The sequence below is a fragment of the Ruegeria sp. BE10 genome (genome assembly GCF_056538905.1).
Window position 1 is genome coordinate 166,266 of record NZ_JBQFTX010000004.1, and the last position, 26,478, is coordinate 192,743.

The window sequence follows — 26,478 nt, forward strand, 5'->3', positions numbered from 1 at the left end:
TGGCAATCAAGCGCTCTTGAAATTGCCGCAATGCCCGGTTATGTCCGGCTCATCCGCTAGCAGAGAGAACCAAGCCAAATGGCAACTATGAATCCGATCCAGTTCATTCAGCAAGTCCGCGCCGAAGTTGCAAAGGTCGTTTGGCCGACCCGGCGTGAGGTGCTGCTGACCACGGTCATGGTGTTCATCATGGCGGCGCTGACTGCCGTGTTCTTTGCGTTGGTTGATCTGGGCATTCGCGGCGGATTGCAACTGATCCTGGGTGCATTCAGTTAAACCGGTTTGGGCGGGCTGAAACGCCACTGCCCCCTTGCACAGCGCGCAATGTCAGAGTAGTTGACGCGGTACTATTCGGAATGGGCGTGCGGCGATTCGGGCTGCGCGCCGCTTTTTATTCCGGGTGACGTGACAGAATTTCAATGACGGTGCTTGCGGCATTGCCAGCGCACCGAAGGCAAACAAGGACGACAGGTTCATGGCGAAACGGTGGTACTCGGTCAGCGTTCTTTCGAATTTCGAAAAGAAGATCGCAGAGCAGATCCGCACGTCGGTGGCCGAGCAGGGCCTTGAGGACGATATCGACGAAGTTCTGGTGCCCACCGAAGAGGTGATCGAAGTGCGCCGGGGCAAGAAGGTCACGACCGAACGCCGCTTTATGCCCGGTTATGTGCTGGTGCATATGGAAATGTCCGATCAGGGCTATCACCTTGTGAACTCGATAAACCGCGTCACCGGCTTTCTGGGCCCGCAAGGCCGCCCGATGCCGATGCGTGATGCAGAGGTGAACCAGATTCTCAACCGCGTTCAGGAAGGTGAAGAAGCGCCCAAGCTGATGATCACCTTCGAAGTGGGCGAGAAGGTCAAGGTCAACGACGGCCCGTTCGAGGATTTCGACGGCATGGTCGAGGGTGTCGACGACGAAGCTCAGAAGCTGAAGGTTTCGGTCTCGATCTTCGGTCGGGAAACCCCGGTCGAGCTGGACTTCACGCAGGTTACAAAGCAGAGTTGATAGCTACTTCAGCAAGATTTTAGCGCCGCGATGCCACGAGCACCGCGGCGTTTTGTTTTGGCGAACCAGTTGTCAGTTCAGAAGTCCAAGGTGGTTTTCTCAACGACAAGGATCACCTTGCAGTTACGGCGGGCCGGGGATCAGTTCTTGCCGTTGAAGGACCGTCAGAATATCGAGAATGGTCGAAGGGCTGACATCCACCGATCCTTCAAGGAAGACACCAAGCCCACCTTCTCCGATCTCTTTGGGTCCGCCATTGTCATAAACCGGGTCAAGTGACGCGAGTTCTGCCGGTAACTTCGGACACAAAGGAGTATCGTTCAATACAAGATCTACAGCGGCCAGCATCAGTTCCTTTACAGAGTCCAGCGTATCATCATCCAGAAGTTGCTCTCGCTGTTCTTTGGGGGCCGTCAGTGTAAGATCAATGAGTTTGAAATAGGCGCAATTGTCACGCAGTTCGACTGTCGCTTCGGTGGACATGTTTGCCAGGATAGCCTTTTTTTGCTCACCCCGTTGAAAATTGCGCTCACTGGTTCGGCTGCATTCAAAGATCGTGATGGTTACCTCCCCATCCAGATCAATCGCATCGCCTTGGGCCCCAAAACTCAAGTCATCCAGCCGGACTTGCAGGCCGCAATTGTCGACTATCGCGTTGTCAGCCAGTCGCTCAGGCACAGTCTTCTGTATTTCACGCAGATCAAGAAGCGCGCCCACCCCGATCCGTGTCGGCGCAACAGCGGCGAGGTTCAGATCAAGCGTATAGGGCAGCTCTGTATCACGAACTGGCAATGTCGCGTCGACGACAAAGTCCACTTGTTGCGCGCTTGGTGCCCGGGCGTCCAGAACGGCTGCCATTAAGACCGGGAAAATCAACCAGTGTCTCATTCAGCAAACTCCAATACGCCAAGTTCCTTCAGCCCACCCAGGACTTTGACGATTGTCCCGGCGCTGACATCGGCAGATCCGACAACAGCCGCGCCCATCCCGCCCGGAGCGATTTCGCGGGTGCCTCCTGATTCGTAGATCGGTTCGAGAACAGAGAATTCGTCGGGCAGTGGCGGGCAAACCGGATGAGCTGCCAGAAACTCACCACCCTTTTCCAGAACTGCGTCGTTGATGCGGTTGGTCAAACCAAAGAGGTTGGAAACAGCGCCGATGAATCCGCGCGGGCTGAGGTCGGCGCTTTCGATGCTGAATGTTAGGCATTGGCCTTTCACCTCAGCCTTGGCGACAGCGACCGCGTCCACGGTTGCTCCAAAATAACGAAAGCCCGGTTCTTCACGCCGGTTGCACCTTGTAAACTGCGCGCGGGCGGAACCTTCGACCTTTACGGTGTCACCTATGGCGGTAACGTCTCGGATCTCAAGGTAAATCTGACGTTTACAGGTTTCTTCCAAAGGGCCAGTCAGGATTTGAGGGGCCTTTTCCTGTAGCCCACGCAGATCCATGAAGGCCTTCAACCGCAATCGGGTTGGGCTGGATTCTTCTAGACCGCCGTAAACGGTAAAGGGAACCGGAATGTCGCGCAGGGGTACTTCTTTTGTCAGCTTGATTTGAAAGCGACCGGCATAGGTGGCTGGATCGATCCCTGTCGTTACGGACGAATAGGATTTTGTGACCGCGTTGGTTTCGGCATCCAGAGCTTTTTGGTCTTCGGCCTTGCTGCCACAACCCGGCAGCATAGCGACCAGTACACAGATCAGCAGTCCTTTGTTAAGTCGAGATGACCCCATCCCTGACCACCTCATTTGTGTCCAAGTTGCACCAAGATACCCGCCTTCGTTTCTTAAGCAACTCAAGTATTAGGATTAATTGATTTGTTCCGCAAATCTCGACCTTCGCTGAGGCGTTATTGTGCCTCAATTAGGTAATTGGGAACATAGGGGCAATCGTTTGTCTTCTCTGGACCTCCGTCAATGATGACCCTTTCGTGGGTTTCGACGAGGTGGTGCCAGTGATGCTCTTATTTTCCGAAGGCTAGCCAACTGCTGCATTCAGGCCCGAGCTCCGCCAAGGCTCTAGCCTCATAGCGGGCTTTGTCCTCTTCAGGGAGAATCTCACGCCAACGACCGTTCACGCCGCGGTGGATGAATGTCTCTGCGCCGCCATCCCAAAAAATACCGCCTCCAGGGACGGATTTACTTGCATGTGCTTTCATGTAGTCAAAGGAACAGTGCGTGAGGATCGCATCCCAACGACTTTCGTCAATCTCGATGTCCAGGAAACTTGCGATGCGGCGAATTTCCCCCGGCATGTCGCGTTTGAGCGCTTCGAAATGGATAAGTTGCACGTTGGGCTGATCGCGAATCTCCCACCAGGTTCGAATATTTTCCCAGAAAGGCCACATCGGGTAACCATCATTCTCCAGCCATTCCCTGAAGTATTGAACGGTATCTCGTGTTGGTCGTTCGATCGGTGGGCCTACCCGGCCGGGCGTATCATTCAGAGTTTCATACCAAGTGTCATTCGCGTTCGAATGATGGTTGTGAAAGCTCCATACTACGTCACGCCCATCGCGCCCAATGTATATGTATTTGGCTTGTTCTGAGAAAACGAGCGCATCCACCGGTAAATGCGTTTTCAAGAAGCGTCGGTGCGTTTGCGATGCGACTGCTGGTAACTTGACCTCTTTGGGCGGGACCCGAAGGTCAAGCCACGGCGACATCTCGGCGACGTCGAGGTCTTCGGCGCCGTTGAATATCAGCTGAGCGACGATTTGCTGAACCCAAGTCGTTCCAGACTTTGCATAGGTAGCGATGATGATATCGTCATTACGAAATTCGAAATCGTTCCACATGGAGGAGTCAAAGTGGTGGTTGTGAAACTCCCGTGTTTTCTTCGGCGACCCAAACCCGTTCATTTTCCGATCCCTCCTGCGCCTTGAAAGTGCCAGTCTGCCACAGAACGCCAGTCCGAGGAAGAATTTGTGGCGCTAATCGGTCTTGCAGTTGAGGAGACAGGCAGAGATGAGTACGCGTGTTTCGGGCCCAAAGCGGTGATGCCAAACTGTAACGCCAACCTCTTGCCAACCCCACCATTCCCCTATACATGCCGCCTCTATCGTCTTTGGGCGAGATTCTCTCGTGGGAGGTTGCTGGGATCGCGATCCCGGATCGGACCACGCAACATAAACCGGGTAGGACGCGTCCTATCTACGTTGAAAGGAAAACCAAATGGCCAAGAAGCTTGCTGGTACAATGAAACTGCAGGTTCCTGCAGGTCAGGCGAACCCGTCGCCGCCAGTTGGTCCGGCGCTGGGTCAGCGCGGCATCAACATCATGGAATTCTGCAAGGCGTTCAACGCTAAGACCGCAGACATGGAGCAAGGCGCACCTTGCCCGACCGTGATCACCTATTATCAAGACAAGTCCTTCACCATGGACATCAAGACGCCGCCCGCGTCTTATTACCTGAAAAAAGCAGCTGGTCTGAAGCCGGTTGGCAAGCGTAACCGCCCTCGTGGCGCGGAAAACCCTGGTCGTGAGACCGTGGCAACCGTGACTTCGAAGCAGGTTCGTGAAATCGCCGAAGCCAAAATGAAAGATCTGAACGCCAACGACGTCGAAGGCGCAATGCAGATCATCCTGGGCTCGGCCCGCTCTATGGGCATCGAGGTGAAGTAAGATGGCAAAACTCGGTAAACGTACCCGCGCTGCGCGCGAAGCTGTCGCTGGCAAGGAAAACCTGTCGGTCGAAGAAGCTGTTTCCCTGGTCAAAGGCAACGCCACTTCGAAGTTCGACGAGACCATCGAAATCGCTCTGAACCTGGGCGTTGACACCCGTCACGCGGACCAAATGGTTCGTGGCGTTGTCGGCCTGCCGAACGGCACCGGCAAAGCGATGCGCGTTGCTGTGTTCGCACGTGGCCCCAAGGCTGACGAAGCGAAAGAAGCAGGCGCGGACATCATCGGCGCAGAGGACCTGATGGAAACCATTCAGGGCGGCACCATCGAATTCGATCGCTGCATTGCCACCCCGGACATGATGCCGATCGTTGGCCGTCTGGGTAAAGTTCTGGGCCCCCGCAACCTGATGCCGAACCCCAAGGTCGGCACTGTTACCATGGACGTGAAAGCGGCCGTTGAAGCAGCCAAGGGTGGTGAAGTTCAGTTCAAGGCGGAAAAAGGCGGCGTTGTACACGCCGGCGTTGGCAAAGCGTCGTTCGACGAAGCCAAGCTGGTCGAAAACGTCCGTGCCTTCATCTCGGCCGTGGCCAAGGCCAAGCCGTCGGGCGCCAAAGGCACCTACATGAAGAAAATCGCGCTGAGCTCGACCATGGGCCCCGGCGTGACTCTGGATGTGGCGGCTGCGGCCGGCGAATAAGCCCCAGCCAAGCGCTTAGAAAAAAGAACCCGGGTTGCATATGCGACCCGGGTTTTTCATTTTTGCGGTCCGCGTGATCACAGGTATGTGCGTAATACGCGGGCTTCATGCGCCCCAATTGTCTTGACCGCCGTGTGCTGGAACGCATTTCCGATCTCTTCAACCGTTGGGAAAAGCGCGAGGATTTCCGCCCTTTGCGGGGATGAAAGGGAATATTTGGCAGTATCGCCGTAATAGTAGCTTTCCGTCAGCGCGCCGTTTGATCGCACAATGTGGTGCCGGTCGAACATGAAATGCGTATAGGTGATGCGGTCCGTCTCACGGATCGAAACGCCGGGAAGGCCGCATAGGTGCTTGGCGGCCACGAACACTTCGGACGAGCCAAACAGCATGTCGGTTGCGGGTGACTGTATCAGGACCCTGTGCTGTTGCGAGACCACAAGCTCATGCGTGTTTCCGATGGCGCCAGCTTCGATCACGACCGGAGCGAACGCGCCGTGGCCATGAACCTCGGTCGTTCCGATCCACAGGATCGGTTGCAGCCCGCCATCCCGGGTCCAGACGCGCTGACCCTTTTTCAGGTTCTGCACTTCGACGTCACCATCTTCGGTTTCGATCAGTGTTCCCAGGCCAAAGCAGGTAATGAAATCCGTATAGGGCGACGACCCCGCGTTTGAGCCGCTGATTTTGACATAAGAGGTTCCCGGCACCAGGGGGGCCGACGTGCTATAGCCCCAAACGTCCTGCGTGACCCCGTTCTGGGAAAACACGTAGATGTCAATCTCGGGTCCGATTGGGTTTCCGTTAATGTCCAGAGCCCGCACGGTGATCACGGACTCAGATTCAACCTGTGTGCCATTTGTGACGATGCCACCTCCATCGGTGATGACATGGCCGGATTCCTGGTCATCGTCGAAAACATCTGGGCTGCCGCTGGTGTCGTCCAGCGTGACAGTAGTGCCAAATCCACCCGAATAGGCAAAAATGGTGCCGTCCGGTGTGTCTGAGTTGTTGATAATAGATCCGCCAACGACAATGTCATTGGCATCGCCTCCGGCCGGAACGAATGTGGCGATGAGACTGGCACTGTCCTGAGCGAAAAAACTGCGGAGAACCATCTGCGCGATTATTCCTCTTTTGTACTTGTTTTGTTGGGCCAAAGGCGACGAAGGCCACGCGAAATTATGCTGAAAGATAAGAAATTGGTTGGGTGGATGCGTCAACCGGGTTCTTCAAAATACCGCACAAATAGTTGTCAACTGGGACGGTTACCGCAACAGTCTCATTATCCTTGAAACACAACTTTCAAGCGATTGCCCAACCGCTGTCGTTTGTCTTCCTCAAACGGGCTACAGTCGTGGTTGGGTTGCCACAACGCCAGCCAGTCCTTCAACAACCGCCCCCGGATGCAGTAATCCAGAATTTCCATGTTGATGGGATGTCGATAACGGCGAAAGAACATATCCTTGTTTTTTCTGAGAATACCGCTGCGATCCACATCGGGTCCGGCCCCGTCGCGAAAAATATCTGCCTTTAGAAAGTCGACGATATCGTACACGGCCAGCTTTTCGCGGGATTCAGTAAAATCCAGGCCAATCGTTTTTCCCTGCCCGACAATCAGGTTCTGCCCGTGAAAATCTCCATGCGAAAAGACCCGGATATCCTGAATGCCCTTCAGGCGAGCAGCTTCGGCCAGCATGACGTTTACCATTTTCCGACTTGTGCCCGCGATATCATAGGGCACTGTAGTTGACAGGTCGCGAATGCTGTCCGTCATCCATTTTGGCCGAAATGCATAGCTCGCCGGGGGGTGGCGGTCATGAAGATCATTCAACCATGATCCAGCACGGCGAAAAATCTGGGCAACCTGATTTTCGTTCTTGCTGTTATAGATCAGGTCGACCGCGGTTGGCCGGTTGATGAATTCGGTGACAAAGAAGGTTTCAGATGGCGACAGGTAAATCGGGCGGATAACCTGCGATGACGGGTTGTTTTCAAAATGCTGGTGAAGATCGGATAGCAGGCTGAATTCATCCCGCAGCCTTCCGGTGGTGGGAGAGTTGCTGTCGATTTTCAGTGCAAAGCTTTCAATTCCGGTTGTGATTTTCAAGACCAGACGCGAATCCGGAAACGCGTGCGAGCGATAGACGCATTCGACTTTCTTCACAGGCCCGACAGGATTGCGCCGTGAAAACTCGGCCACATACTCTGAAGCGATTGTCTGTTCAGTATCGGAAAGATCCAGCATTCAAATGCGTCGTTCTATGTGGCTTTTCACTGTGCGGATCGAATGGACCTCAGGGCTGGTGTCATGTCAATGCTGTGATGGCTGGCTTTGGGTTTTGTGCGACGGATCTGGGCGGTGAAGCAAACCGGTTGGAACGGTCAATTTACCCCTTGGAAACCCCTGCCATCTGGCCTAAATAGAGCTGCGGAATAAAGCGTGCGATTCGTCGTGCGCTTTATTTTGTTTCGTCCAAGACGGTGGGTGGGTCCATTCGGCCCCTTAATTCCCTGCCTGAGACGGGTAAGACCAAAGAATTCTGAGGGTCACGATCCTCGGGCGAGTTTTGGCCAATCCCGTAACAACGGACCTGAACGCCGGGGTTAACCCTTCGGCAAATATGAGCCGGGGTGAGGTATCACCCCTAACTTGGAGAGAACTGTGGATAGAGCCCAGAAAGAGAAAGTGGTCGAGGAACTCGGCCAAATCTTCGAAAGCTCTGGCGTCGTAGTGGTTTCGCACTACGCCGGTCTGACAGTTGCCGAGATGCAGGACCTTCGCGCACGTGCTCGTGACGCGGGTGGTGCCGTGCGTGTTGCCAAGAACAGGCTCGCCAAAATCGCCCTTGAGGGTAAGCCGTGTGCAAGCATGGCCGACCTGCTGACAGGGATGACCGTTCTGACCTATTCCGAGGACCCCGTGGCAGCAGCCAAGGTGGCCGAGGACTTCGCCAAGGATAACAAGAATTTTGAGATTCTTGGTGGTGCAATGGGTGAGAACGCTCTGGACCGCAAAGGCGTCGAAACAGTTTCGAAAATGCCGTCTCGCGAGGAGCTCATTGCTTCGATCGTGGGCTGCATTGGCGCACCTGCTTCGAACATCGCCGGCGCGATTGGCGCACCTGCAAGCAACATCGCAAGCATCCTTTCCACCATCGAAGAGAAGGCGGAAGCTGCGTAAGCGGTTGGCACTGAATGATCTGCGTAGGGTGAATACCCTGACGTTGGAACACACACTGTAAACGGAAAGAGCTGATAAAATGGCTGATCTGAAAGCACTCGCAGAAAGCATCGTGGGTCTGACCCTGCTGGAAGCACAAGAACTGAAAACCATCCTCAAAGACGAATACGGCATCGAGCCCGCAGCTGGCGGCGCCGTAATGGTCGCAGCTGGTGGCGACGCCGGTGGCGCAGCTGAGGAAGAGAAAACCGAATTCGACGTCGTTCTGAAGAACGCCGGCGCTTCGAAAATCAACGTGATCAAAGAAGTTCGCGGCATCACCGGTCTGGGCCTGAAAGAAGCCAAAGAGCTGGTCGAAGCTGGCGGCAAGATCAAAGAAGCTGTGTCGAAAGACGAAGCCGAAGAGATCAAAGGCAAGCTGGAAGCAGCTGGCGCCGAGGTCGAACTGGCCTAAGCCCGTTGTCTGGCGCATCGCTGATGCGCCGCAATATTTGGCTGGGCCCGGAGAAATCCGGGTCCAGCCGAACCTGTCTTAGAAAGGGCCTCATGAACGGGGGCGTTTTCTAAGACGCGGTTTTCGGATCGGGAGGCTGCCTTCGGGACGGTGGCCACGAATTGATCCGGACGTGTCGTCTCGAATGTGCAAGGCGCCGGGGCCCGACGGTGTCTTTGCCCGCTGAGAACATCGAAAGGTGACATCTGACATGGCTCAAACGTTCCTTGGCCAGAAACGTCTTCGGAAATATTACGGCAAAATCCGCGAAGTGCTGGAGATGCCGAACCTCATTGAGGTCCAGAAATCTTCTTATGATCTTTTCCTGCGCTCCGGCGATGCAGAGCAGCCCACTGACGGCGAAGGCATCAAAGGTGTGTTCCAGTCGGTTTTCCCGATCAAGGATTTCAACGAAACCTCCGTTCTGGAGTTCGTGAAATACGATCTGGAAAAACCCAAATACGACGTCGAAGAGTGCATGCAGCGCGACATGACCTACAGCGCGCCGCTGAAGGTCACTCTGCGTCTGATCGTGTTTGATGTCGACGAAGATACCGGCGCCAAGTCGGTAAAAGACATCAAGGAACAGGACGTGTTCATGGGCGATATGCCCCTGATGACGCCGAACGGGACCTTCATCGTGAATGGTACCGAGCGTGTGATCGTGTCCCAGATGCACCGCTCGCCCGGTGTGTTCTTTGACCACGACAAGGGCAAAACCCATTCCTCGGGCAAGCTGCTGTTTGCCTGCCGCATCATCCCGTATCGCGGCAGCTGGCTGGACTTTGAGTTCGACGCCAAGGACATCGTTTTCGCCCGTATCGACCGCCGCCGCAAACTGCCTGTGACAACCCTGCTGTATGCGCTGGGTCTGGATCAAGAAGCGATCATGGACGCGTATTACAACACCGTGTCCTACAAGCTGGACAAGAAAAAGGGCTGGATCGCGCCGTTCTTCCCCGAGCGAGTGCGCGGCACCCGCCCGACCTATGATCTGGTCGACGCCAAATCCGGTGAAGTGATTGCTGAAGCAGGTAAGAAAGTCACTCCTCGCGCGGTCAAGAAGCTGATCGAAGAAGGCGTCGTCACCAACCTGTTGGTTCCTTTTGATCACATCGTCGGCAAGTTCGTCGCCAAGGACATCATCAACGAAGAAAACGGCGCGATCTATGTCGAAGCCGGTGATGAGCTGACCCTGGAATACGACAAGGACGGCGAGCTGATCGGCGGCACAGTTAAAGAGCTGATCGACGCAGGTATCACCGACATTCCGGTTCTGGACATCGACAACGTCAATGTTGGCCCCTACATGCGCAATACCATGGCGCAGGACAAGAACATGGGCCGCGAAAGCGCGCTGATGGACATCTACCGTGTTATGCGCCCGGGCGAGCCGCCCACCGTCGAAGCGGCCTCGGCCCTGTTCGACACGCTGTTCTTCGACAGCGAGCGTTATGACCTGTCCGCCGTTGGCCGCGTGAAGATGAACATGCGTCTGGCTCTGGACGCGCCGGACACCCTGCGCACCCTGCGCCGCGAAGACATTGTGGCCTGCATCAAGGCGCTGGTGGAGCTGCGCGACGGCAAAGGCGACATCGACGACATCGACCACCTCGGCAACCGCCGTGTCCGTTCGGTCGGCGAGTTGATGGAAAACCAGTACCGCGTCGGCTTGCTGCGCATGGAGCGCGCAATCAAAGAGCGTATGTCGTCAGTCGAGATCGACACCGTCATGCCGCAGGACCTGATCAACGCGAAACCGGCTGCTGCTGCTGTCCGCGAATTCTTCGGCTCGTCGCAGCTGTCGCAGTTCATGGACCAGACCAACCCGCTGTCGGAAGTCACCCACAAACGCCGTCTCTCGGCGCTTGGCCCTGGTGGTCTGACACGTGAGCGCGCGGGCTTTGAGGTACGTGACGTTCACCCGACCCACTATGGTCGGATGTGCCCGATTGAAACGCCGGAAGGTCCGAACATCGGTCTGATCAACTCGCTGGCCACCTTTGCCCGCGTGAACAAGTATGGCTTCATCGAAACACCCTACCGCGTTGTCAAAGACGCCGAGGTGACCGATGAGGTTCACTACATGTCCGCGACCGAGGAAATGCGTCACACCGTGGCGCAGGCGAACGCGACGCTGGATCAAAACGGCAAGTTCATCAACGATCTGGTCTCGACCCGTCAGGCCGGTGACTACACCCTCGCTCCGCGCGAGAATGTGGACCTGATCGACGTGTCGCCGAAACAGTTGGTTTCGGTTGCCGCATCGCTGATCCCGTTCCTTGAAAATGACGACGCCAACCGCGCTCTGATGGGCTCGAACATGCAACGTCAAGCGGTTCCGCTGCTGCGGGCCGAGGCGCCGTTGGTCGGTACCGGGATCGAGGAAAAGGTTGCGATCGACTCGGGCGCTGCGATCCAGGCGAAACGCGCCGGTATCATCGACCAGGTCGATGCCCAGCGTATCGTTATCCGTGCCACCGAAGATCTGGAGCTGGGCGACGCTGGCGTTGACATCTATCGTCTGCGCAAATTCCAGCGATCGAACCAGAACACCTGCATCAACCAGCGTCCGCTGGTGAAAGTGGGCGACACCGTCATGAAAGGCGAGGTTGTTGCCGATGGTCCGTCCACCGATATCGGTGAACTGGCGCTTGGTAAAAACGTGGTCGTCGCGTTCATGCCGTGGAACGGCTACAACTACGAAGACTCGATCCTGATCAGTGAACGTATCGCGCGCGATGACGTCTTTACCTCGGTCCATATCGAGGAATTTGAAGTCGCCGCCCGTGACACCAAGCTGGGCCCGGAAGAGATCACCCGCGACATCCCGAACGTCGGTGAAGAAGCGCTGCGTAACCTCGACGAGGCGGGCATCGTTTACATCGGTGCGGATGTTGAGCCGGGCGATATTCTGGTTGGCAAGATCACTCCGAAGGGCGAAAGCCCGATGACCCCGGAAGAAAAGCTGCTGCGCGCCATCTTTGGTGAAAAGGCATCTGACGTGCGCGACACCTCGCTGCGCGTGAAGCCGGGCGATTACGGTACAGTGGTCGAAGTTCGCGTCTTCAACCGTCACGGCGTCGAGAAAGACGAGCGTGCGCTGCAGATCGAGCGTGAAGAAGTCGAGCGTCTGGCCCGTGACCGGGACGACGAGCTGGCGATCCTGGACCGCAACATCTATGCGCGTCTGCAAGGCCTGATCCTGGGTAAAACTGCTGTCAAAGGCCCGAAAGGCGTCAAGGCAGGCTCGGCAATCACCGAGGATCTGCTGGAAACCCTGACCCGTGGTCAGTGGTGGCAACTGGCGCTGGAAGACGAGAAGGACGCACAGATCGTCGAAGCGCTGAACGAGCAGTACGAAGTGCTCAAGCGTGCTCTGGACGCCCGTTTCGAAGACAAGGTCGAGAAGGTCCGCCGTGGCGACGACCTGCCGCCGGGTGTGATGAAGATGGTCAAAGTCTTTATTGCCGTGAAGCGTAAGCTGCAGCCGGGCGACAAGATGGCCGGTCGTCACGGGAACAAAGGTGTGATCTCCAAGGTTGTCCCGATGGAAGACATGCCGTTCCTGGCCGATGGTACTCCGGTTGACTTCTGTCTGAACCCGCTGGGCGTGCCGTCGCGTATGAACGTTGGTCAGATCCTTGAAACCCACATGGGTTGGGCCGCGCGCGGTCTGGGTCTGAACATCGACGAAGCTCTGGGTGAATACCGCCGTTCCGGCGACCTGACCCCGGTGCGCGAAGCGATGAAGCTGGCCTATGGCGAGAATGTCTATGAAGAAGGCATTGCCAACATGGACGAGGGTCACCTGATCGAGGCGGCGGGCAACGTGACCCGCGGTGTTCCGATCGCGACCCCGGTCTTTGATGGTGCCAAAGAGGCTGACGTCAACGATGCGCTGGTGCGTGCGGGCTTCTCGGAAAGCGGTCAGTCGATCCTGTTCGACGGTCGCACCGGTGAGCAATTCGCACGTCCGGTGACCGTGGGCATCAAATACCTGCTGAAACTGCACCACCTGGTGGACGACAAGATCCACGCGCGTTCGACCGGGCCGTACAGCCTGGTTACCCAGCAGCCGCTGGGTGGTAAGGCGCAGTTCGGTGGCCAGCGCTTTGGTGAGATGGAGGTCTGGGCTCTGGAAGCTTACGGTGCCGCCTACACCCTGCAGGAGATGCTCACCGTGAAATCGGATGACGTCGCCGGCCGGACCAAGGTCTATGAGTCGATCGTCAAGGGCGAGGATAACTTTGAAGCGGGCGTACCGGAATCGTTCAACGTTCTGGTTAAAGAAGTCCGTGGCCTCGGCCTGAATATGGAACTCCTGGATGCGGAGGTTGAGGAGTAAGGGCCTCGGCTCTTCCTCCCGTCCCCCCTTCCGCGAAATTTGAGGTATCAAAATGAACCAGGAAATCACCAATAACCCGTTCAACCCGCTGACGCCGCCGAAGGTTTTCGACGAGATCAAGGTCTCGCTGGCCAGCCCTGAACGGATCCTGTCTTGGTCCTATGGTGAGATCAAGAAACCCGAAACCATCAACTACCGGACGTTCAAGCCCGAGCGTGACGGTCTGTTCTGCGCACGTATCTTTGGCCCGATCAAAGATTACGAATGTCTGTGCGGCAAATATAAGCGGATGAAGTATCGCGGCGTTGTCTGCGAGAAATGCGGTGTGGAAGTCACCCTGCAGAAAGTCCGCCGCGAGCGTATGGGCCACATCGAACTGGCCGCGCCTGTTGCACATATCTGGTTCCTGAAATCGCTGCCGTCCCGCATCGGTCTGATGCTGGACATGACGCTGCGCGATCTGGAACGCGTTCTGTACTTTGAAAACTACGTCGTCATCGAGCCCGGTCTGACCGACCTGACCTACGGCCAGATGCTGACCGAAGAAGAGTACATGGATGCGCAGGATGCCTATGGCATGGACGCGTTCACCGCGAATATCGGTGCCGAAGCCATCCGTGAGATGCTGGCCCAGATCGATCTGGAAGCCGAAGCCGAGCAGCTGCGCGCTGATTTGGCCGAAGCAACCGGCGAGCTGAAGCCCAAGAAGATCATCAAGCGTCTGAAGGTTGTTGAATCCTTCCTCGAGTCGGGCAACCGGCCCGAGTGGATGGTGATGACCGTGATCCCGGTCATTCCGCCGGAACTGCGTCCGCTGGTTCCGCTGGATGGTGGCCGTTTTGCGACTTCGGATCTGAACGATCTGTATCGCCGCGTCATCAACCGGAACAACCGTCTGAAGCGTCTGATCGAACTGCGCGCGCCTGACATCATTGTCCGCAACGAAAAGCGGATGCTGCAGGAATCCGTTGACGCTCTGTTCGACAACGGCCGTCGTGGCCGCGTGATCACCGGCGCCAACAAGCGTCCGCTGAAATCGCTGTCGGACATGCTGAAAGGTAAGCAGGGTCGCTTCCGTCAGAACCTTCTGGGTAAGCGCGTCGACTTCTCGGGCCGTTCCGTCATCGTGACCGGTCCCGAGCTGAAGTTGCACCAGTGTGGTCTGCCCAAGAAGATGGCGCTGGAGCTGTTCAAGCCGTTCATCTACTCGCGCCTTGAAGCCAAGGGTCTGTCTTCGACCGTGAAACAGGCGAAGAAACTGGTCGAGAAAGAGCGTCCCGAAGTCTGGGATATCCTCGACGAGGTGATCCGCGAACACCCTGTCATGCTGAACCGTGCGCCGACGCTGCACCGTCTTGGCATTCAGGCGTTCGAGCCGGTCCTGATCGAAGGTAAAGCCATCCAGCTGCACCCGCTGGTCTGTTCGGCCTTTAACGCCGACTTCGATGGTGACCAGATGGCGGTTCACGTCCCGCTGAGCCTTGAGGCCCAGCTGGAAGCCCGTGTTCTGATGATGTCGACGAACAACGTTCTGTCGCCTGCAAACGGTGCGCCGATCATCGTTCCGTCGCAGGATATGATCCTGGGTCTGTACTATGTGACCCTGGAACGCGAAGGCATGCCGGGCGAAGGCAAAGTCTTTGGTTCGATCGAAGAAGTCCAGCACGCGCTGGACGCGGGTGAGGTGCATCTGCACTCGAAAATCACCGCGCGGATCACGCAGATCGACGACGAAGGCAACGAAGTTCAGAAGCGTTATGAAACCACTCCGGGCCGTCTGCGTCTGGGTGCGTTGCTGCCGATGAACAACAAAGCGCCGTTCGAGCTGGTCAACCGCTTGCTGCGGAAGAAAGAAGTGCAGCAGGTCATCGACACCGTCTATCGCTACTGCGGTCAGAAAGAGTCGGTTATCTTCTGTGACCAGATCATGTCGATGGGCTTCAAAGAAGCGTTCAAGGCGGGCATCTCGTTCGGCAAGGACGACATGGTTATTCCGGATGACAAATGGGGCATCGTTGATGACACCCGCGGTCAGGTGAAGGACTTTGAACAGCAGTACATGGATGGCCTGATCACTCAGGGCGAAAAGTACAACAAGGTTGTCGATGCCTGGTCGAAGTGTAACGACCGCGTGACCGAAGCGATGATGAGCACGATCTCATCCTCGGATCGGGCAGAGGACGGTTCCGAGCAGGAACCGAACTCAGTCTATATGATGGCCCACTCCGGTGCGCGTGGTTCGGTCACTCAGATGAAACAGCTGGGCGGTATGCGCGGCCTGATGGCCAAACCGAACGGTGACATCATCGAGACGCCGATCATCTCGAACTTCAAGGAAGGCCTGACCGTTCTTGAATACTTCAACTCGACCCACGGCGCCCGTAAGGGTCTGTCGGATACCGCTCTGAAGACGGCGAACTCAGGTTATCTGACCCGTCGTCTGGTAGACGTGGCGCAGGATTGCATCGTTCGTGAGATCGACTGTGGCACTGAGCGCGCGATCACCGCCGAAGCTGCGGTGAACGACGGTGAGGTTGTTGCCTCGCTGGCCGAACGTGTGCTGGGCCGAGTCTCTGCCGATGACGTTCTGCGTCCGGGTACGGATGAGGTGATCGTGGCCGCTGGTCAGTTGATCGACGAACGTATGGCCGACACCATTGACGAAGCCGGTGTTGCGTCCATGCGCATCCGCTCGCCTCTGACCTGTGAGTCTGAGGAAGGCGTCTGTGCGACCTGCTACGGTCGTGACCTTGCGCGCGGTACCATGGTGAACACGGGTGAGGCTGTCGGCATCATCGCCGCCCAGTCCATCGGTGAGCCCGGTACACAGCTGACGATGCGGACCTTCCACATTGGTGGTGTTGCGCAAGGTGGTCAGCAGTCGTTCCAAGAAGCCAGCCAGGACGGTGTCGTTTCCTTCGAGAACCCGCAGATCCTGGTCAATGCCGCAGGCGAAAGTCTGGTCATGGGCCGGAACATGAAGCTGGTGATCAAGGACGAACACGGCGAAGAGCGTGCCAGCCACAAGCTGGGCTACGGTTCCAAGCTGTTCGTCAAGGATGGCACCAAAGTGGCCCGTGGCGACAAGTTGTTCGAGTGGGATCCCTACACCCTGCCGATCATCGCCGAGAAAGCCGGTACTGCGAAATACGTTGACCTCGTTTCGGGCATCGCTGTCCGCGATGAGACCGACGACGCAACCGGCATGACTCAGAAGATCGTGATCGACTGGCGTGCAGCCCCCAAAGGCAGCGATCTGAAGCCCGAGATCATTCTGGTCGGTGAAGATGGCGAGCCGGTCCGCAACGATGCGGGCAACCCGGTTCACTATCCGATGTCGGTGGATGCGATCCTGTCGGTCGAAGATGGCCAGCAGATCGAAGCCGGTGACGTTGTCGCGCGTATCCCGCGCGAAGGTGCCAAGACCAAGGACATCACCGGTGGTCTGCCGCGTGTGGCCGAACTGTTCGAAGCCCGACGTCCGAAAGATCACGCGATCATCGCAGAAGCCGATGGTTACGTGCGCTTTGGCCGCGACTACAAGAACAAGCGCCGCATCAGCATCGAACCGGCGGATGAGTCGATGGAAACGATCGAATATATGGTTCCCAAGGGCAAACATATCCCGGTCGCGGAAGGTGACTTTATCCAGAAAGGCGAATACCTGATGGATGGTAACCCGGCCCCTCATGACATCCTGTCCATCATGGGTGTCGAAGCGCTGGCGGATTACATGATCGACGAGGTGCAGGACGTCTATCGTCTGCAGGGCGTGAAGATCAACGACAAGCACATCGAGGTCATCGTGCGCCAGATGCTGCAGAAGTGGGAGATCCTGGATTCAGGCGACACCACCTTGCTGAAAGGCGAACATGTCGACAAGCAGGAGTTTGACGCAGCCAACGAGAAGACCCTCTCGCGCGGTGGCCGTCCGGCTCAGGGCGAACCGATCCTCTTGGGGATCACCAAAGCCTCGCTGCAGACGCGTTCTTTCATCTCGGCGGCGTCGTTCCAGGAAACCACCCGCGTGCTGACCGAAGCGTCAGTACAGGGCAAAAAGGACAAGCTGGTTGGCCTGAAAGAGAACGTCATCGTCGGTCGCCTGATCCCTGCCGGTACAGGTGGTGCAACCCAGGCTGTGCGTCAGGTTGCCCAGTCGCGCGACAACGTCGTGATCGAAGCCCGCCGGGAAGAGGCCGAAGCGGCCGCTGCCTTGGCTGCCCCGATTGTCGAAGACGACATGGTTGGAGACGAGCTGGACGTTCTGGTGGAAACCCCGGAAAGCCGCGAGTAAGCGACTACGATAATCCAAAGATCAGGCCCCGCGATTTCGCGGGGCCTTTTTCTTTGGGTGGCCGCCTGTGCCCTTTGCCTGGATTGAAGCGCTGACAATGGCAAGGGATGGGTCGCAGACTGTGCGGCTCGGTTCGGCGCAAATAAATATGAGCAGTTTTATTCTAGAAAAACCCTTTTCATGGTATGGTTTTTTACGTCTCGCGCACAAATCCACCGGAGATTTGAATTATGAGAGCTGTATTGAAATTGTCTCGTGCATTATCGGTTTTGGGGATTGGCCTGCTGGCGGCATGTAGTGATTACGCCTATGTCGGGATGCCGCAGGGGCAGCCGTCTCGGGAAGTAAAAATTCCCGATGGTACCACACGGCTTATTCCAGTTTCCGCTTCGATAGTGGGTCTTGCCTATGACCAGCCGCGGCGGCGGATTTTCCTGCGCAATCTCCCCGGTACACAGTTGCAGGAACTTGATCGAAATGGCCGCGTTCTACGCACCTTTTCGGCGCAGCGCGTACCGGCCGGTTGCGGAGGGGTTACTCCTGACGACTTCCCGATCAAGGAATGCGGGCTCGCTATTCGGGGTGCAGACGGTCATCTTTTCCTGGATCATCCAAACGGTCTGATGATTTCAGAATTGACGCGCGACGGGCAGTTCGTGCGCCATATCAGGCTTGCGCAGCCACAAGGACCGATAGGCGGGCTGGCCTTCGACAAAAATACCGGCACCCTCTACGTGTTGTTTATTCGTAATCGTCTGATTGCCGAGATTGATCTGAACGGCACCACCAAAAGGGTCATTCGCCCAACCAACCCCTCGGTTGGCGCGGCATTGCAGATTGAGCGCTTTGGCCTCGGGATCAACGCTGAACGCCGTGAGCTCTATGTTGCACTTCAAAACGGCAACCGGCTTGGGGTTTTAAACATGTCCGGAGGGCTGATCGCGACGCATAACCTAAGTGCCGGGGTGACCGTCGAAGGTATCGGCGGCGGGCGCGTCTTTGGATTTTGAGGGCGATTAGATTGTGTCCGGCAAGTTGAGACGTAATTTTCCTGTTCGCCTACTAAGTTGCGTTGACAATAAGTCGATCGATTGAGCCAATGCAGCAATCGACTTTCGACCGGATTCTTTAACCATGACTCCAAACGTGAAAGGCGCGCTGCTGATGATGGGCAGCATGGCCGCCTTTACCATCAATGATGCTCTGATCAAGGCGGCAGGTGCCGAGGTGCCGTTGTTTCAGATGGTAGCAATGCGCGGATTTTTGGCGACGGTTTTGGTGTTTCTGCTGGCGCGTCATCTGGGGGCATTGCATCTGAATTTCCCGCGTCACGACAAATGGCTGGTGGTGATCCGGTGTCTGGCCGAGCTGTCGGCCACGTTCTTTTTTCTGACCGCGTTGCTGCATATGCCGCTGGCCAACGTGACCGCAGTGCTGCAGGCCCTGCCGCTGACGGTCACGCTGGGCGCAGTGCTGTTTTTCCGCGAACAGATCGGGTGGCGACGAGTTCTGGCGATTGTGTTGGGCTTTGCCGGGATGCTGTTGATTGTGCGGCCCGGCCCCGATGGGTTCAGCATATACGCGATCTATGCCTTGATTGCGGTGGCCTCGGTCACGGCGCGGGATTTGATTACGCGGCGGATGTCGGTGCATGTGCCCTCGCTGGCGGTTACCTTGGCGACGTCCCTGACGATTACCGTGTCAGCGGGGATTGCCACGGTGGCAACAGGTTGGGAACCGGTGCCGGTCGGTGCTGGTTTAATGGTGGCATCGGCAGCGGTGTTCGTACTTGGGGGCTATTTGTTCAGCGTCATGGTCATGCGCGTAGGCGAGGTCGGGTTCGTCGCGCCCTTCCGATACTCCAGCCTGATCTGGGCTCTGGGGCTGGGGTGGCTCATTTTCGGGGAATGGCCGGACACGATTACCATGTTCGGGGCAACGCTGGTCGTTGGGGCAGGGCTGTTCACATTATTCCGCGAACGTCAGACGCAGCCCGCCGAGTGAACTTGACGCACAAGGTTCTGATCTATCGCAAAGCGGGCGATGAATTCACCTTCTTGTTCGGGTGTCAGAGGCAACAGCTCAGTCTTAGTGTCACGCGCATTGCGTGAATCGTTAAACTGGTTGAGCGTGCGCACCCACATCGGCGCGTCAGGGTAACTGATGACCGGCATGAAATTCCCGATCCGGTGATGGGCGAAATTCATAATTGTCTGCTCGCAATTTCCACGCACATGCATCGCAAAGCCTATCCCCAACAGAGGGCGCATAACTTGGGCGGCCTGAATGCCATCTGCCCCGAATTCGGCCAGAAAGCCCTTGTTATAGTCGATGGCGACCGTTCGGCTGTTCTCCATCAGACCTTTGCTCTCGTCGACGGCAAGACGCAGACGTTCGACAAAATCCACTGACACGGCATCATCGTCGTCATGGCGGAATTGAACGCAAGGGTCGCTGGGGTCGTTGCGGGCGGCATTCAGAATCTCTTTCATCACCTTGCGATGTCGACCCGGAGCGCGGGCGATGATCTGAACCTGTGGCATGCCGGCGGTTAGATCGCGCAATCGATCCAGAGAGGGTTTGGGAAGGCAATCACCGATCACGATGAGAAACTGAAAATCCTCGTTGGTCTGTTCTCGAAGGCAGGGCAGTGTAGTGGTTTCGAACAGGCGAAAGCGTTCTTCTAGGCGGGCGGGGTTGTAAAGGTACCGCCGACGTTCTTCGATCGTTTCATGTTCGACTTGAAAGCCACCATAGGCAGGATAGGAAAAGCGGCACAGGCCGATGATTTGCATATTTGATCCGTGGGGCAGCGTGTTGCACAGACTATGCCTTCCCGAAAAGGGTGTCGCAACGGCTGCGGTGCTGGAAATCCCGGAAGGGGCCTGATATTCCCGCATAAACAGACCGGTGAGACACCCATACGGGTGCACTGTTGACACTTGCTCCGACTCCCCCTATTACGCGCGCTATCTCGGTACCGGGGGCCGCCCCATAACCGATTTCAGTAATGGACTGGTCAAGGCCTGAACAATTTTGCAGTTCGCGCCCTCTGATAACCAACCGCGACGTTCACCTCGGAATGGGAACGCTCGCGGGTTTTGCGCTTGTGGACGCATAAGTGCAGCAAGTTTAACCGCACGCAACGCGCGTGCATGTCATGTGTGTTGCAAAACGGGGAAGAAACCGGAATGCCAACTATTCAACAGCTGATCCGCAAACCGCGACAGCCCAAAGTAAAACGCTCGAAGTCCATGCATCTGGAGCAGTGCCCGCAGAAACGCGGCGTCTGCACCCGCGTGTACACCACCACACCTAAAAAGCCGAACTCGGCTATGCGTAAGGTTGCCAAGGTGCGCCTGACCAACGGGTTCGAGGTCATCTCGTACATCCCCGGTGAAAGCCACAACCTGCAGGAACACTCGGTTGTTCTGATCCGTGGCGGCCGTGTAAAAGACCTTCCCGGTGTGCGTTACCACATCCTGCGCGGTGTTCTGGATACTCAGGGCGTCAAAGACCGTAAGCAGCGTCGTTCGAAATACGGCGCGAAGCGTCCCAAGTAAGAAGGAGAGGCTGATATGTCACGTCGTCACGCCGCCGAAAAACGCGAAGTCCTGCCTGACGCCAAGTTTGGCGACAAGGTACTGACCAAATTCATGAACAACCTGATGATCGACGGCAAGAAGTCGGTCGCAGAGCGCATCGTCTACAACGCGTTTGATCGCGTTGAAGGCAAGATCAAGCGCGCACCGGTCGAAGTGTTCCACGAAGCGCTCGACAACATCAAACCGTCGGTCGAGGTTCGCTCGCGCCGCGTTGGTGGTGCAACCTACCAGGTTCCGGTCGAAGTACGCCCCGAGCGCCGCGAAGCCCTGGCCATCCGTTGGCTGATCTCGGCTGCACGCGCCCGCAACGAAAACACCATGGAAGAACGCCTTGCCGGTGAACTGCTGGACGCTGTACAGTCCCGCGGTACTGCCGTGAAAAAGCGTGAAGACACCCACAAGATGGCCGAGGCGAACAAAGCCTTCAGCCATTATCGTTGGTAATCCAAGAGGCTTAGACCAATGGCACGCGAATATCCGCTCGAACTGTACCGTAACTTCGGTATCATGGCGCACATCGACGCAGGTAAAACCACCTGCTCGGAGCGTATCCTGTATTACACTGGTAAATCCCACAACATCGGTGAGGTGCACGATGGTGCAGCCACCATGGACTGGATGGAGCAGGAGCAGGAACGCGGCATCACCATCACTTCGGCTGCGACCACCACTTTCTGGGAACGCACCGAGGACGGTCAGACCGCAGAAACGCCTAAGCACCGCCTGAACATCATCGACACTCCCGGCCACGTTGACTTCACCATCGAAGTTGAACGTTCGCTGGCAGTTCTCGACGGTGCCGTCTGCGTTCTGGACGCAAACGCCGGGGTTGAACCCCAGACCGAAACCGTGTGGCGTCAGGCTGACCGCTACAAGGTTCCGCGCATGGTTTTCGTCAACAAGATGGACAAGATCGGCGCTGACTTCTTCAACTGCGTCAACATGATCGAAGACCGCACCGGCGCACGTGCTGTTCCGGTTGGTATTCCGATCGGCGCCGAGTCCGAGCTGGAAGGCCTGATCGACCTGGTCACCATGGAAGAGTGGCTGTGGCAGGGCGAAGATCTGGGCGCAAGCTGGATCAAAGCTCCGATCCGCGACAGCCTGAAAGACATGGCTGACGAATGGCGCGGCAAGATGATCGAAGCGGCCGTCGAAATGGACGACGACGCGATGATGGAATACCTGGAAGGCAATGAGCCCGACGTTCCGACCCTGCGCGCCCTGCTGCGCAAAGGTACTTTGGAAATCGCGTTCGTTCCGGTTCTGGGTGGTTCGGCGTTCAAGAACAAAGGCGTTCAGCCGCTGCTCAACGCTGTGATCGACTATCTGCCCAGCCCGCTGGACGTTGTCGATTACATGGGCTTCAAGCCCGGCGACGAGGAAGAAGTTCGTGACATCGCCCGTCGTGCAGACGACGACATGGCCTTTTCGGGCCTGGCGTTCAAAATCATGAACGACCCCTTCGTTGGCTCGCTGACCTTCACTCGGATCTACTCGGGCACCATGAACAAGGGTGACTCGATCCTGAACTCGACCAAAGGTAAGAAAGAGCGCATCGGTCGTATGATGATGATGCACTCGAACAACCGGGAAGAGATCGAAGAAGCGTTTGCAGGCGACATCATCGCGCTGGCGGGTCTGAAAGACACCACCACCGGTGACACACTGTGTGACGCGAAGGATCCGGTGGTTCTGGAAACCATGACCTTCCCCGATCCGGTGATCGAGATCGCGGTTGAGCCCAAAACCAAGGGCGACCAAGAGAAGATGTCCCAGGGTCTGGCCCGTCTGGCCGCCGAAGACCCGTCCTTCCGTGTGGAAACCGACCTGGAATCGGGTCAGACCATCATGAAGGGCATGGGCGAACTTCACCTGGACATCCTGGTGGACCGTTTGAAGCGCGAATTCAAGGTCGAGGCGAACATCGGTGCACCGCAGGTGGCCTACCGTGAGACCATCTCGATGCCGGTCGAACACACCTACACCCACAAGAAACAGTCTGGTGGTTCGGGTCAGTTCGCGGAAGTCAAGCTGGAGATCCAGCCGACCGAGCCAGGCGAAGGTTATTCCTTCGAAAGCCGCATCGTTGGTGGTGCCGTTCCGAAGGAATACATCCCCGGTGTTGAAAAAGGCATCAACTCGGTCATGGATAGCGGCCCGCTGGCTGGCTTCCCCGTGATCGACTTCAAGGTTGCTCTGCTGGACGGTAAGTTCCACGACGTTGACTCGAGCGTACTGGCTTTCGAAATCGCATCGCGGATGTGTATGCGTGAAGGCATGCGCAAAGCTGGCGCGAAGCTGCTGGAACCGATCATGAAAGTCGAAGTGATCACCCCGGAAGAATACACCGGCGGTATCATCGGCGACCTGACTTCGCGTCGGGGCCAGGTGTCTGGACAAGAGCCGCGCGGCAACGCGATCGCCATCGATGCGTTTGTTCCGCTGGCCAACATGTTCGGCTACATCAACACTCTGCGTTCGATGTCGTCGGGTCGTGCCCAGTTCACCATGCAGTTCGACCACTACGATCCGGTTCCGCAGAACATCTCGGACGAGATTCAGGCGAAATACGCATAAGCGAAGATTTGAGGGAGCGCGGCTAACGCGCTCCCTTCATTACCGAAAAAGGAGGCCATCATGGCAAAGGAAAAGTTTGAGCGTAATAAGCCGCACGTCAACATCGGCACGATTGGCCACGTTGACCACGGCAAGACCACGCTGACCGCAGCAATCACCAAGTATTTCGGTGACTTCAAAGCGTATGACCAGATTGACGGCGCGCCTGAAGAAAAAGCACGTGGCATCACCATCTCGACCGCCCACGTGGAATACGAGACCGACAACCGCCACTATGCGCACGTCGACTGCCCCGGCCACGCCGACTACGTCAAGAACATGATCACCGGTGCCGCTCAGATGGACGGCGCGATCCTGGTTGTGAACGCAGCTGACGGCCCGATGCCGCAGACGCGTGAGCACATCCTGCTGGGCCGCCAGGTTGGCATCCCGAAGATGGTCGTGTTCATGAACAAAGTTGACCAGGTTGACGACGAAGAGCTGCTGGAACTGGTTGAGATGGAAGTTCGCGAACTGCTGTCCAGCTACGAATACCCTGGCGACGATATTCCGATCATCGCAGGTTCGGCTCTGGCCGCGATGGAAGGCAACAACCCGGAAATCGGCGAAGAGAAGATCAAGGAACTGATGGCGGCTGTTGATGACTACATCGACACCCCTGAGCGTGAAGTTGACAAGCCGTTCCTGATGCCGGTCGAAGACGTGTTCTCGATCTCGGGCCGCGGTACCGTTGTGACCGGTCGTGTTGAGCGTGGTGTGATCAATGTTGGCGACGAGATCGAAATCGTCGGCATCCGCGACACTCAGAAAACCACCTGCACCGGCGTTGAAATGTTCCGCAAGCTGCTGGACCGCGGTGAAGCAGGCGACAACATCGGCGCCCTGCTGCGCGGTATCGACCGTGACGGCGTTGAGCGTGGCCAGGTTCTGTGTAAGCCGGGTTCGGTTACACCGCACACCAAGTTCGAAGCCGAAGCCTATATCCTGACCAAGGAAGAAGGCGGTCGTCACACTCCGTTCTTCGCGAACTACCGTCCGCAGTTCTACTTCCGTACGACTGACGTGACCGGCACCGTGACCCTGGCCGAAGGCACCGAGATGGTCATGCCCGGCGACAACGTCGGCTTCACCGTCGAGCTGATCGCCCCGATCGCGATGGAAGACGGCCTGCGTTTCGCCATCCGCGAAGGCGGCCGCACCGTCGGCGCCGGCGTTGTGTCGAAAATCATCGAGTAAGGCGCTAAAGCCAATACTCAAAGAAAGGGCGTCCCTTGGGGCGCCCTTTTTGCTTGGATACCGGTTCCAAGGCACGCAAAATTGTGCTGCTTGTGTAAGATAGCTGCACAAGCAATATTTGAACCTATATGGAAAACTATCTTTTTCTATCTTTCATTCTTCTCGGGACGGGCATTGCTATTGTCCCGGTCGCCGTATGGCTTGGTCTTGGGTCGGTTCTGGGTTTCCTGATTGCCGGAATGCTGCTTGGCCCTGTCTTGTCGGTGCTGAGTGTTGATGTCGGCAGTCTTGAGCGGTTTGCCGAATTTGGCGTTGTCATGATGCTGTTTCTGATTGGTCTGGAACTGGCGCCAAAGAAACTTTGGGATTTGCGTAAAAGGCTTTTGGGGTTGGGCGGTTTGCAACTGGTTTGTACCTCTCTTGCCGTAATGGGGTTGGCGATGGTGCTTGGGCAGCCGTGGCAGTCGGCCTTGGCCATCGGGTTGATTTTTTCACTGTCGTCCACGGCTATCGTGTTGCAAACACTGCATGAAAAAGGTCTGCTGATGGGAACCGGAGGGCAATCCAGCTTTTCGGTTCTGTTGATGCAGGACATTGTGGTGATCCCAATTCTGGCGCTTCTGCCGTTGCTGGTGGTGCCGGAGCTTGCCGCGATGGGGGGCGGGGCCGTCAGTCACGGGCCCACGACAAACACCGGACTTTCACTGAATCTTGTGCAAGGCATGCCGGGATGGCTCAGGGCCCTTGTCACGCTTGGCTCGATCATTCTGGTGATTGTTGGCGGTGCTTATCTGACTGGGCCAGTGTTCCGATATGTTGAGTCTGCTAATCTGCCTGAACTGTTCACGGCCATGGCTCTGACCCTTGTGGTCGGTGTAGCCGTGTTGATGATGGCCGTTGGTCTGACACCGGCTCTGGGGGCGTTCATTGCCGGGGTGGTGTTGGCCAACAGCGAATATCGCAATGCGCTGGAAAAAGAGATCACTCCGTTCAAGGGGCTGTTTCTGGGGTTGTTTTTTGTCAGCGTAGGAGCCTCGGTGAACTTCAGGTTGATGGTCGATAATGTAGGCCTGGTCGTCTCGCTGACCTTTGGGGTGATGGCTATAAAGGCGGTGATCCTCTTTGCTCTGGGCCGATTGTTCGGCGTGTCCGGTGCAAATAATTGGCTGTTTGCGCTGGGGATGGCACAGGCCGGAGAGTTCGGGTTTGTGTTGCTGTCCTTCTCGGTCGCAACCCATGTGCTGAGTGCCGATCTGGCGAACACCTTGATCATTGTCGTTGCCTTGTCGATGGTGCTGACGCCGTTGTTTTTTTTGTTTTACGACAAGGTCATTGTGCCACGATATGCGCTAAAAGAACCAGCGGAGAGCTAGAGTTTAGTTGCAGCGACGAAGCGACGGAAT

The 26,478-nt window shown here is 56.8% G+C and carries 21 protein-coding genes; 15 read left to right on the forward strand and 6 right to left on the reverse strand.

What is annotated here, in order from left to right; all coding sequences use genetic code 11:
- The first annotated feature begins 78 nt into the window (after nt 1-78).
- Together secE and nusG are read left to right on the forward strand one after the other, a co-directional pair.
- Entirely contained in the window at nt 79-276 is a 198-nt protein-coding gene (secE, locus tag ACR0M2_RS11195) for a preprotein translocase subunit SecE (protein ID WP_170350969.1), read from the forward strand.
- Nucleotides 277-475: 199 nt separating this feature from the next.
- A complete protein-coding gene (gene nusG, locus ACR0M2_RS11200; protein ID WP_010440977.1) occupies nt 476-1,009 on the forward strand; it encodes a transcription termination/antitermination protein NusG in 534 nt (177 codons plus the stop codon).
- 123 nt (nt 1,010-1,132) lie between these two features.
- Here nusG and ACR0M2_RS11205 read toward each other — a convergent pair whose 3' ends face one another.
- The 3 genes from ACR0M2_RS11205 to ACR0M2_RS11215 all read right to left on the reverse strand — a co-directional run bounded on the left by ACR0M2_RS11205 (nt 1,133) and on the right by ACR0M2_RS11215 (nt 3,872).
- Nucleotides 1,133-1,897, reverse strand: a complete 765-nt coding sequence (locus tag ACR0M2_RS11205; RefSeq protein WP_480705113.1) for a hypothetical protein — start codon at nt 1,895-1,897, stop codon at nt 1,133-1,135.
- The gene (locus ACR0M2_RS11210; RefSeq protein WP_480705114.1) at nt 1,894-2,745 is read right to left on the reverse strand and encodes a hypothetical protein; all 852 of its coding nucleotides are present in this window, start codon (nt 2,743-2,745) and stop codon (nt 1,894-1,896) included. Before ACR0M2_RS11210 ends, ACR0M2_RS11205 begins: the two co-directional genes overlap by 4 nt.
- A 230-nt stretch (nt 2,746-2,975) precedes the next feature.
- Entirely contained in the window at nt 2,976-3,872 is an 897-nt protein-coding gene (locus tag ACR0M2_RS11215; RefSeq protein WP_480705116.1) for a sulfotransferase domain-containing protein, read from the reverse strand.
- A 313-nt stretch (nt 3,873-4,185) separates the two neighbouring features.
- Between ACR0M2_RS11215 and rplK the strand changes: the two genes are divergently transcribed.
- Together rplK and rplA are read left to right on the forward strand one after the other, a co-directional pair.
- A complete protein-coding gene (gene rplK / locus ACR0M2_RS11220; protein ID WP_037314971.1) occupies nt 4,186-4,635 on the forward strand; it encodes a 50S ribosomal protein L11 in 450 nt (149 codons plus the stop codon).
- A gap of 1 nt (nt 4,636) precedes the next feature.
- Nucleotides 4,637-5,335 carry a 50S ribosomal protein L1 gene (gene rplA / locus ACR0M2_RS11225; RefSeq protein ID WP_170350965.1) on the forward strand — a complete coding sequence of 233 codons (699 nt, stop codon included), beginning with the start codon at nt 4,637-4,639 and terminating at the stop codon, nt 5,333-5,335.
- Nucleotides 5,336-5,412: 77 nt separating this feature from the next.
- Here rplA and ACR0M2_RS11230 read toward each other — a convergent pair whose 3' ends face one another.
- Nucleotides 5,413-6,453 carry a Hint domain-containing protein gene (locus ACR0M2_RS11230; protein ID WP_480705118.1) on the reverse strand — a complete coding sequence of 347 codons (1,041 nt, stop codon included), beginning with the start codon at nt 6,451-6,453 and terminating at the stop codon, nt 5,413-5,415.
- 167 nt (nt 6,454-6,620) lie between these two features.
- Complete coding sequence (locus ACR0M2_RS11235) at nt 6,621-7,583, reverse strand: phosphotransferase (RefSeq protein WP_480705120.1); 963 nt, start codon at nt 7,581-7,583, stop codon at nt 6,621-6,623.
- 417 nt (nt 7,584-8,000) lie between these two features.
- Between ACR0M2_RS11235 and rplJ the strand changes: the two genes are divergently transcribed.
- The 6 genes from rplJ (at nt 8,001) to ACR0M2_RS11265 (ending at nt 19,658) form a co-directional block, all read left to right on the forward strand.
- Complete coding sequence (rplJ, locus tag ACR0M2_RS11240; protein ID WP_058283024.1) at nt 8,001-8,519, forward strand: 50S ribosomal protein L10; 519 nt, start codon at nt 8,001-8,003, stop codon at nt 8,517-8,519.
- 79 nt (nt 8,520-8,598) lie between these two features.
- Nucleotides 8,599-8,973, forward strand: coding sequence for a 50S ribosomal protein L7/L12 (gene rplL, locus ACR0M2_RS11245; RefSeq protein WP_170350962.1), 375 nt, complete (start codon nt 8,599-8,601; stop codon nt 8,971-8,973).
- Nucleotides 8,974-9,223: 250 nt separating this feature from the next.
- Entirely contained in the window at nt 9,224-13,360 is a 4,137-nt protein-coding gene (rpoB, locus tag ACR0M2_RS11250) for a DNA-directed RNA polymerase subunit beta (RefSeq protein WP_170350961.1), read from the forward strand.
- Nucleotides 13,361-13,412: 52 nt separating this feature from the next.
- On the forward strand, nt 13,413-17,654 hold the full coding sequence (gene rpoC, locus ACR0M2_RS11255; RefSeq protein ID WP_170350960.1) for a DNA-directed RNA polymerase subunit beta': 4,242 nt from the start codon (nt 13,413-13,415) through the stop codon (nt 17,652-17,654).
- Between the two features lie 230 nt (nt 17,655-17,884).
- Nucleotides 17,885-18,664, forward strand: a complete 780-nt coding sequence (locus ACR0M2_RS11260; RefSeq protein WP_170350959.1) for a hypothetical protein — start codon at nt 17,885-17,887, stop codon at nt 18,662-18,664.
- Nucleotides 18,665-18,788: 124 nt separating this feature from the next.
- Nucleotides 18,789-19,658 (forward strand): DMT family transporter, encoded by an 870-nt coding sequence (locus tag ACR0M2_RS11265; RefSeq protein WP_170362284.1) that lies wholly within the window; start codon nt 18,789-18,791, stop codon nt 19,656-19,658.
- Here the strand turns inward: ACR0M2_RS11265 and ACR0M2_RS11270 are convergent.
- Entirely contained in the window at nt 19,637-20,449 is an 813-nt protein-coding gene (locus ACR0M2_RS11270; protein ID WP_480705122.1) for a putative rhamnosyl transferase, read from the reverse strand. The genes ACR0M2_RS11265 and ACR0M2_RS11270 overlap by 22 nt on opposite strands.
- A gap of 396 nt (nt 20,450-20,845) precedes the next feature.
- Here ACR0M2_RS11270 and rpsL point away from each other — a divergent pair, with 396 nt between their 5' ends.
- The 5 genes from rpsL (at nt 20,846) to ACR0M2_RS11295 (ending at nt 26,448) form a co-directional block, all read left to right on the forward strand.
- A complete protein-coding gene (gene rpsL / locus ACR0M2_RS11275; protein ID WP_005621086.1) occupies nt 20,846-21,217 on the forward strand; it encodes a 30S ribosomal protein S12 in 372 nt (123 codons plus the stop codon).
- 15 nt (nt 21,218-21,232) lie between these two features.
- Complete coding sequence (gene rpsG, locus ACR0M2_RS11280; RefSeq protein WP_058283017.1) at nt 21,233-21,703, forward strand: 30S ribosomal protein S7; 471 nt, start codon at nt 21,233-21,235, stop codon at nt 21,701-21,703.
- Between the two features lie 18 nt (nt 21,704-21,721).
- The gene (fusA, locus tag ACR0M2_RS11285) at nt 21,722-23,839 is read left to right on the forward strand and encodes an elongation factor G (protein ID WP_170350956.1); all 2,118 of its coding nucleotides are present in this window, start codon (nt 21,722-21,724) and stop codon (nt 23,837-23,839) included.
- Nucleotides 23,840-23,899: 60 nt separating this feature from the next.
- Nucleotides 23,900-25,075 carry an elongation factor Tu gene (tuf, locus tag ACR0M2_RS11290; RefSeq protein WP_170407828.1) on the forward strand — a complete coding sequence of 392 codons (1,176 nt, stop codon included), beginning with the start codon at nt 23,900-23,902 and terminating at the stop codon, nt 25,073-25,075.
- A 128-nt stretch (nt 25,076-25,203) separates the two neighbouring features.
- The gene (locus ACR0M2_RS11295; protein ID WP_480705124.1) at nt 25,204-26,448 is read left to right on the forward strand and encodes a cation:proton antiporter domain-containing protein; all 1,245 of its coding nucleotides are present in this window, start codon (nt 25,204-25,206) and stop codon (nt 26,446-26,448) included.
- The last annotated feature ends 30 nt before the right edge of the window (nt 26,449-26,478 follow it).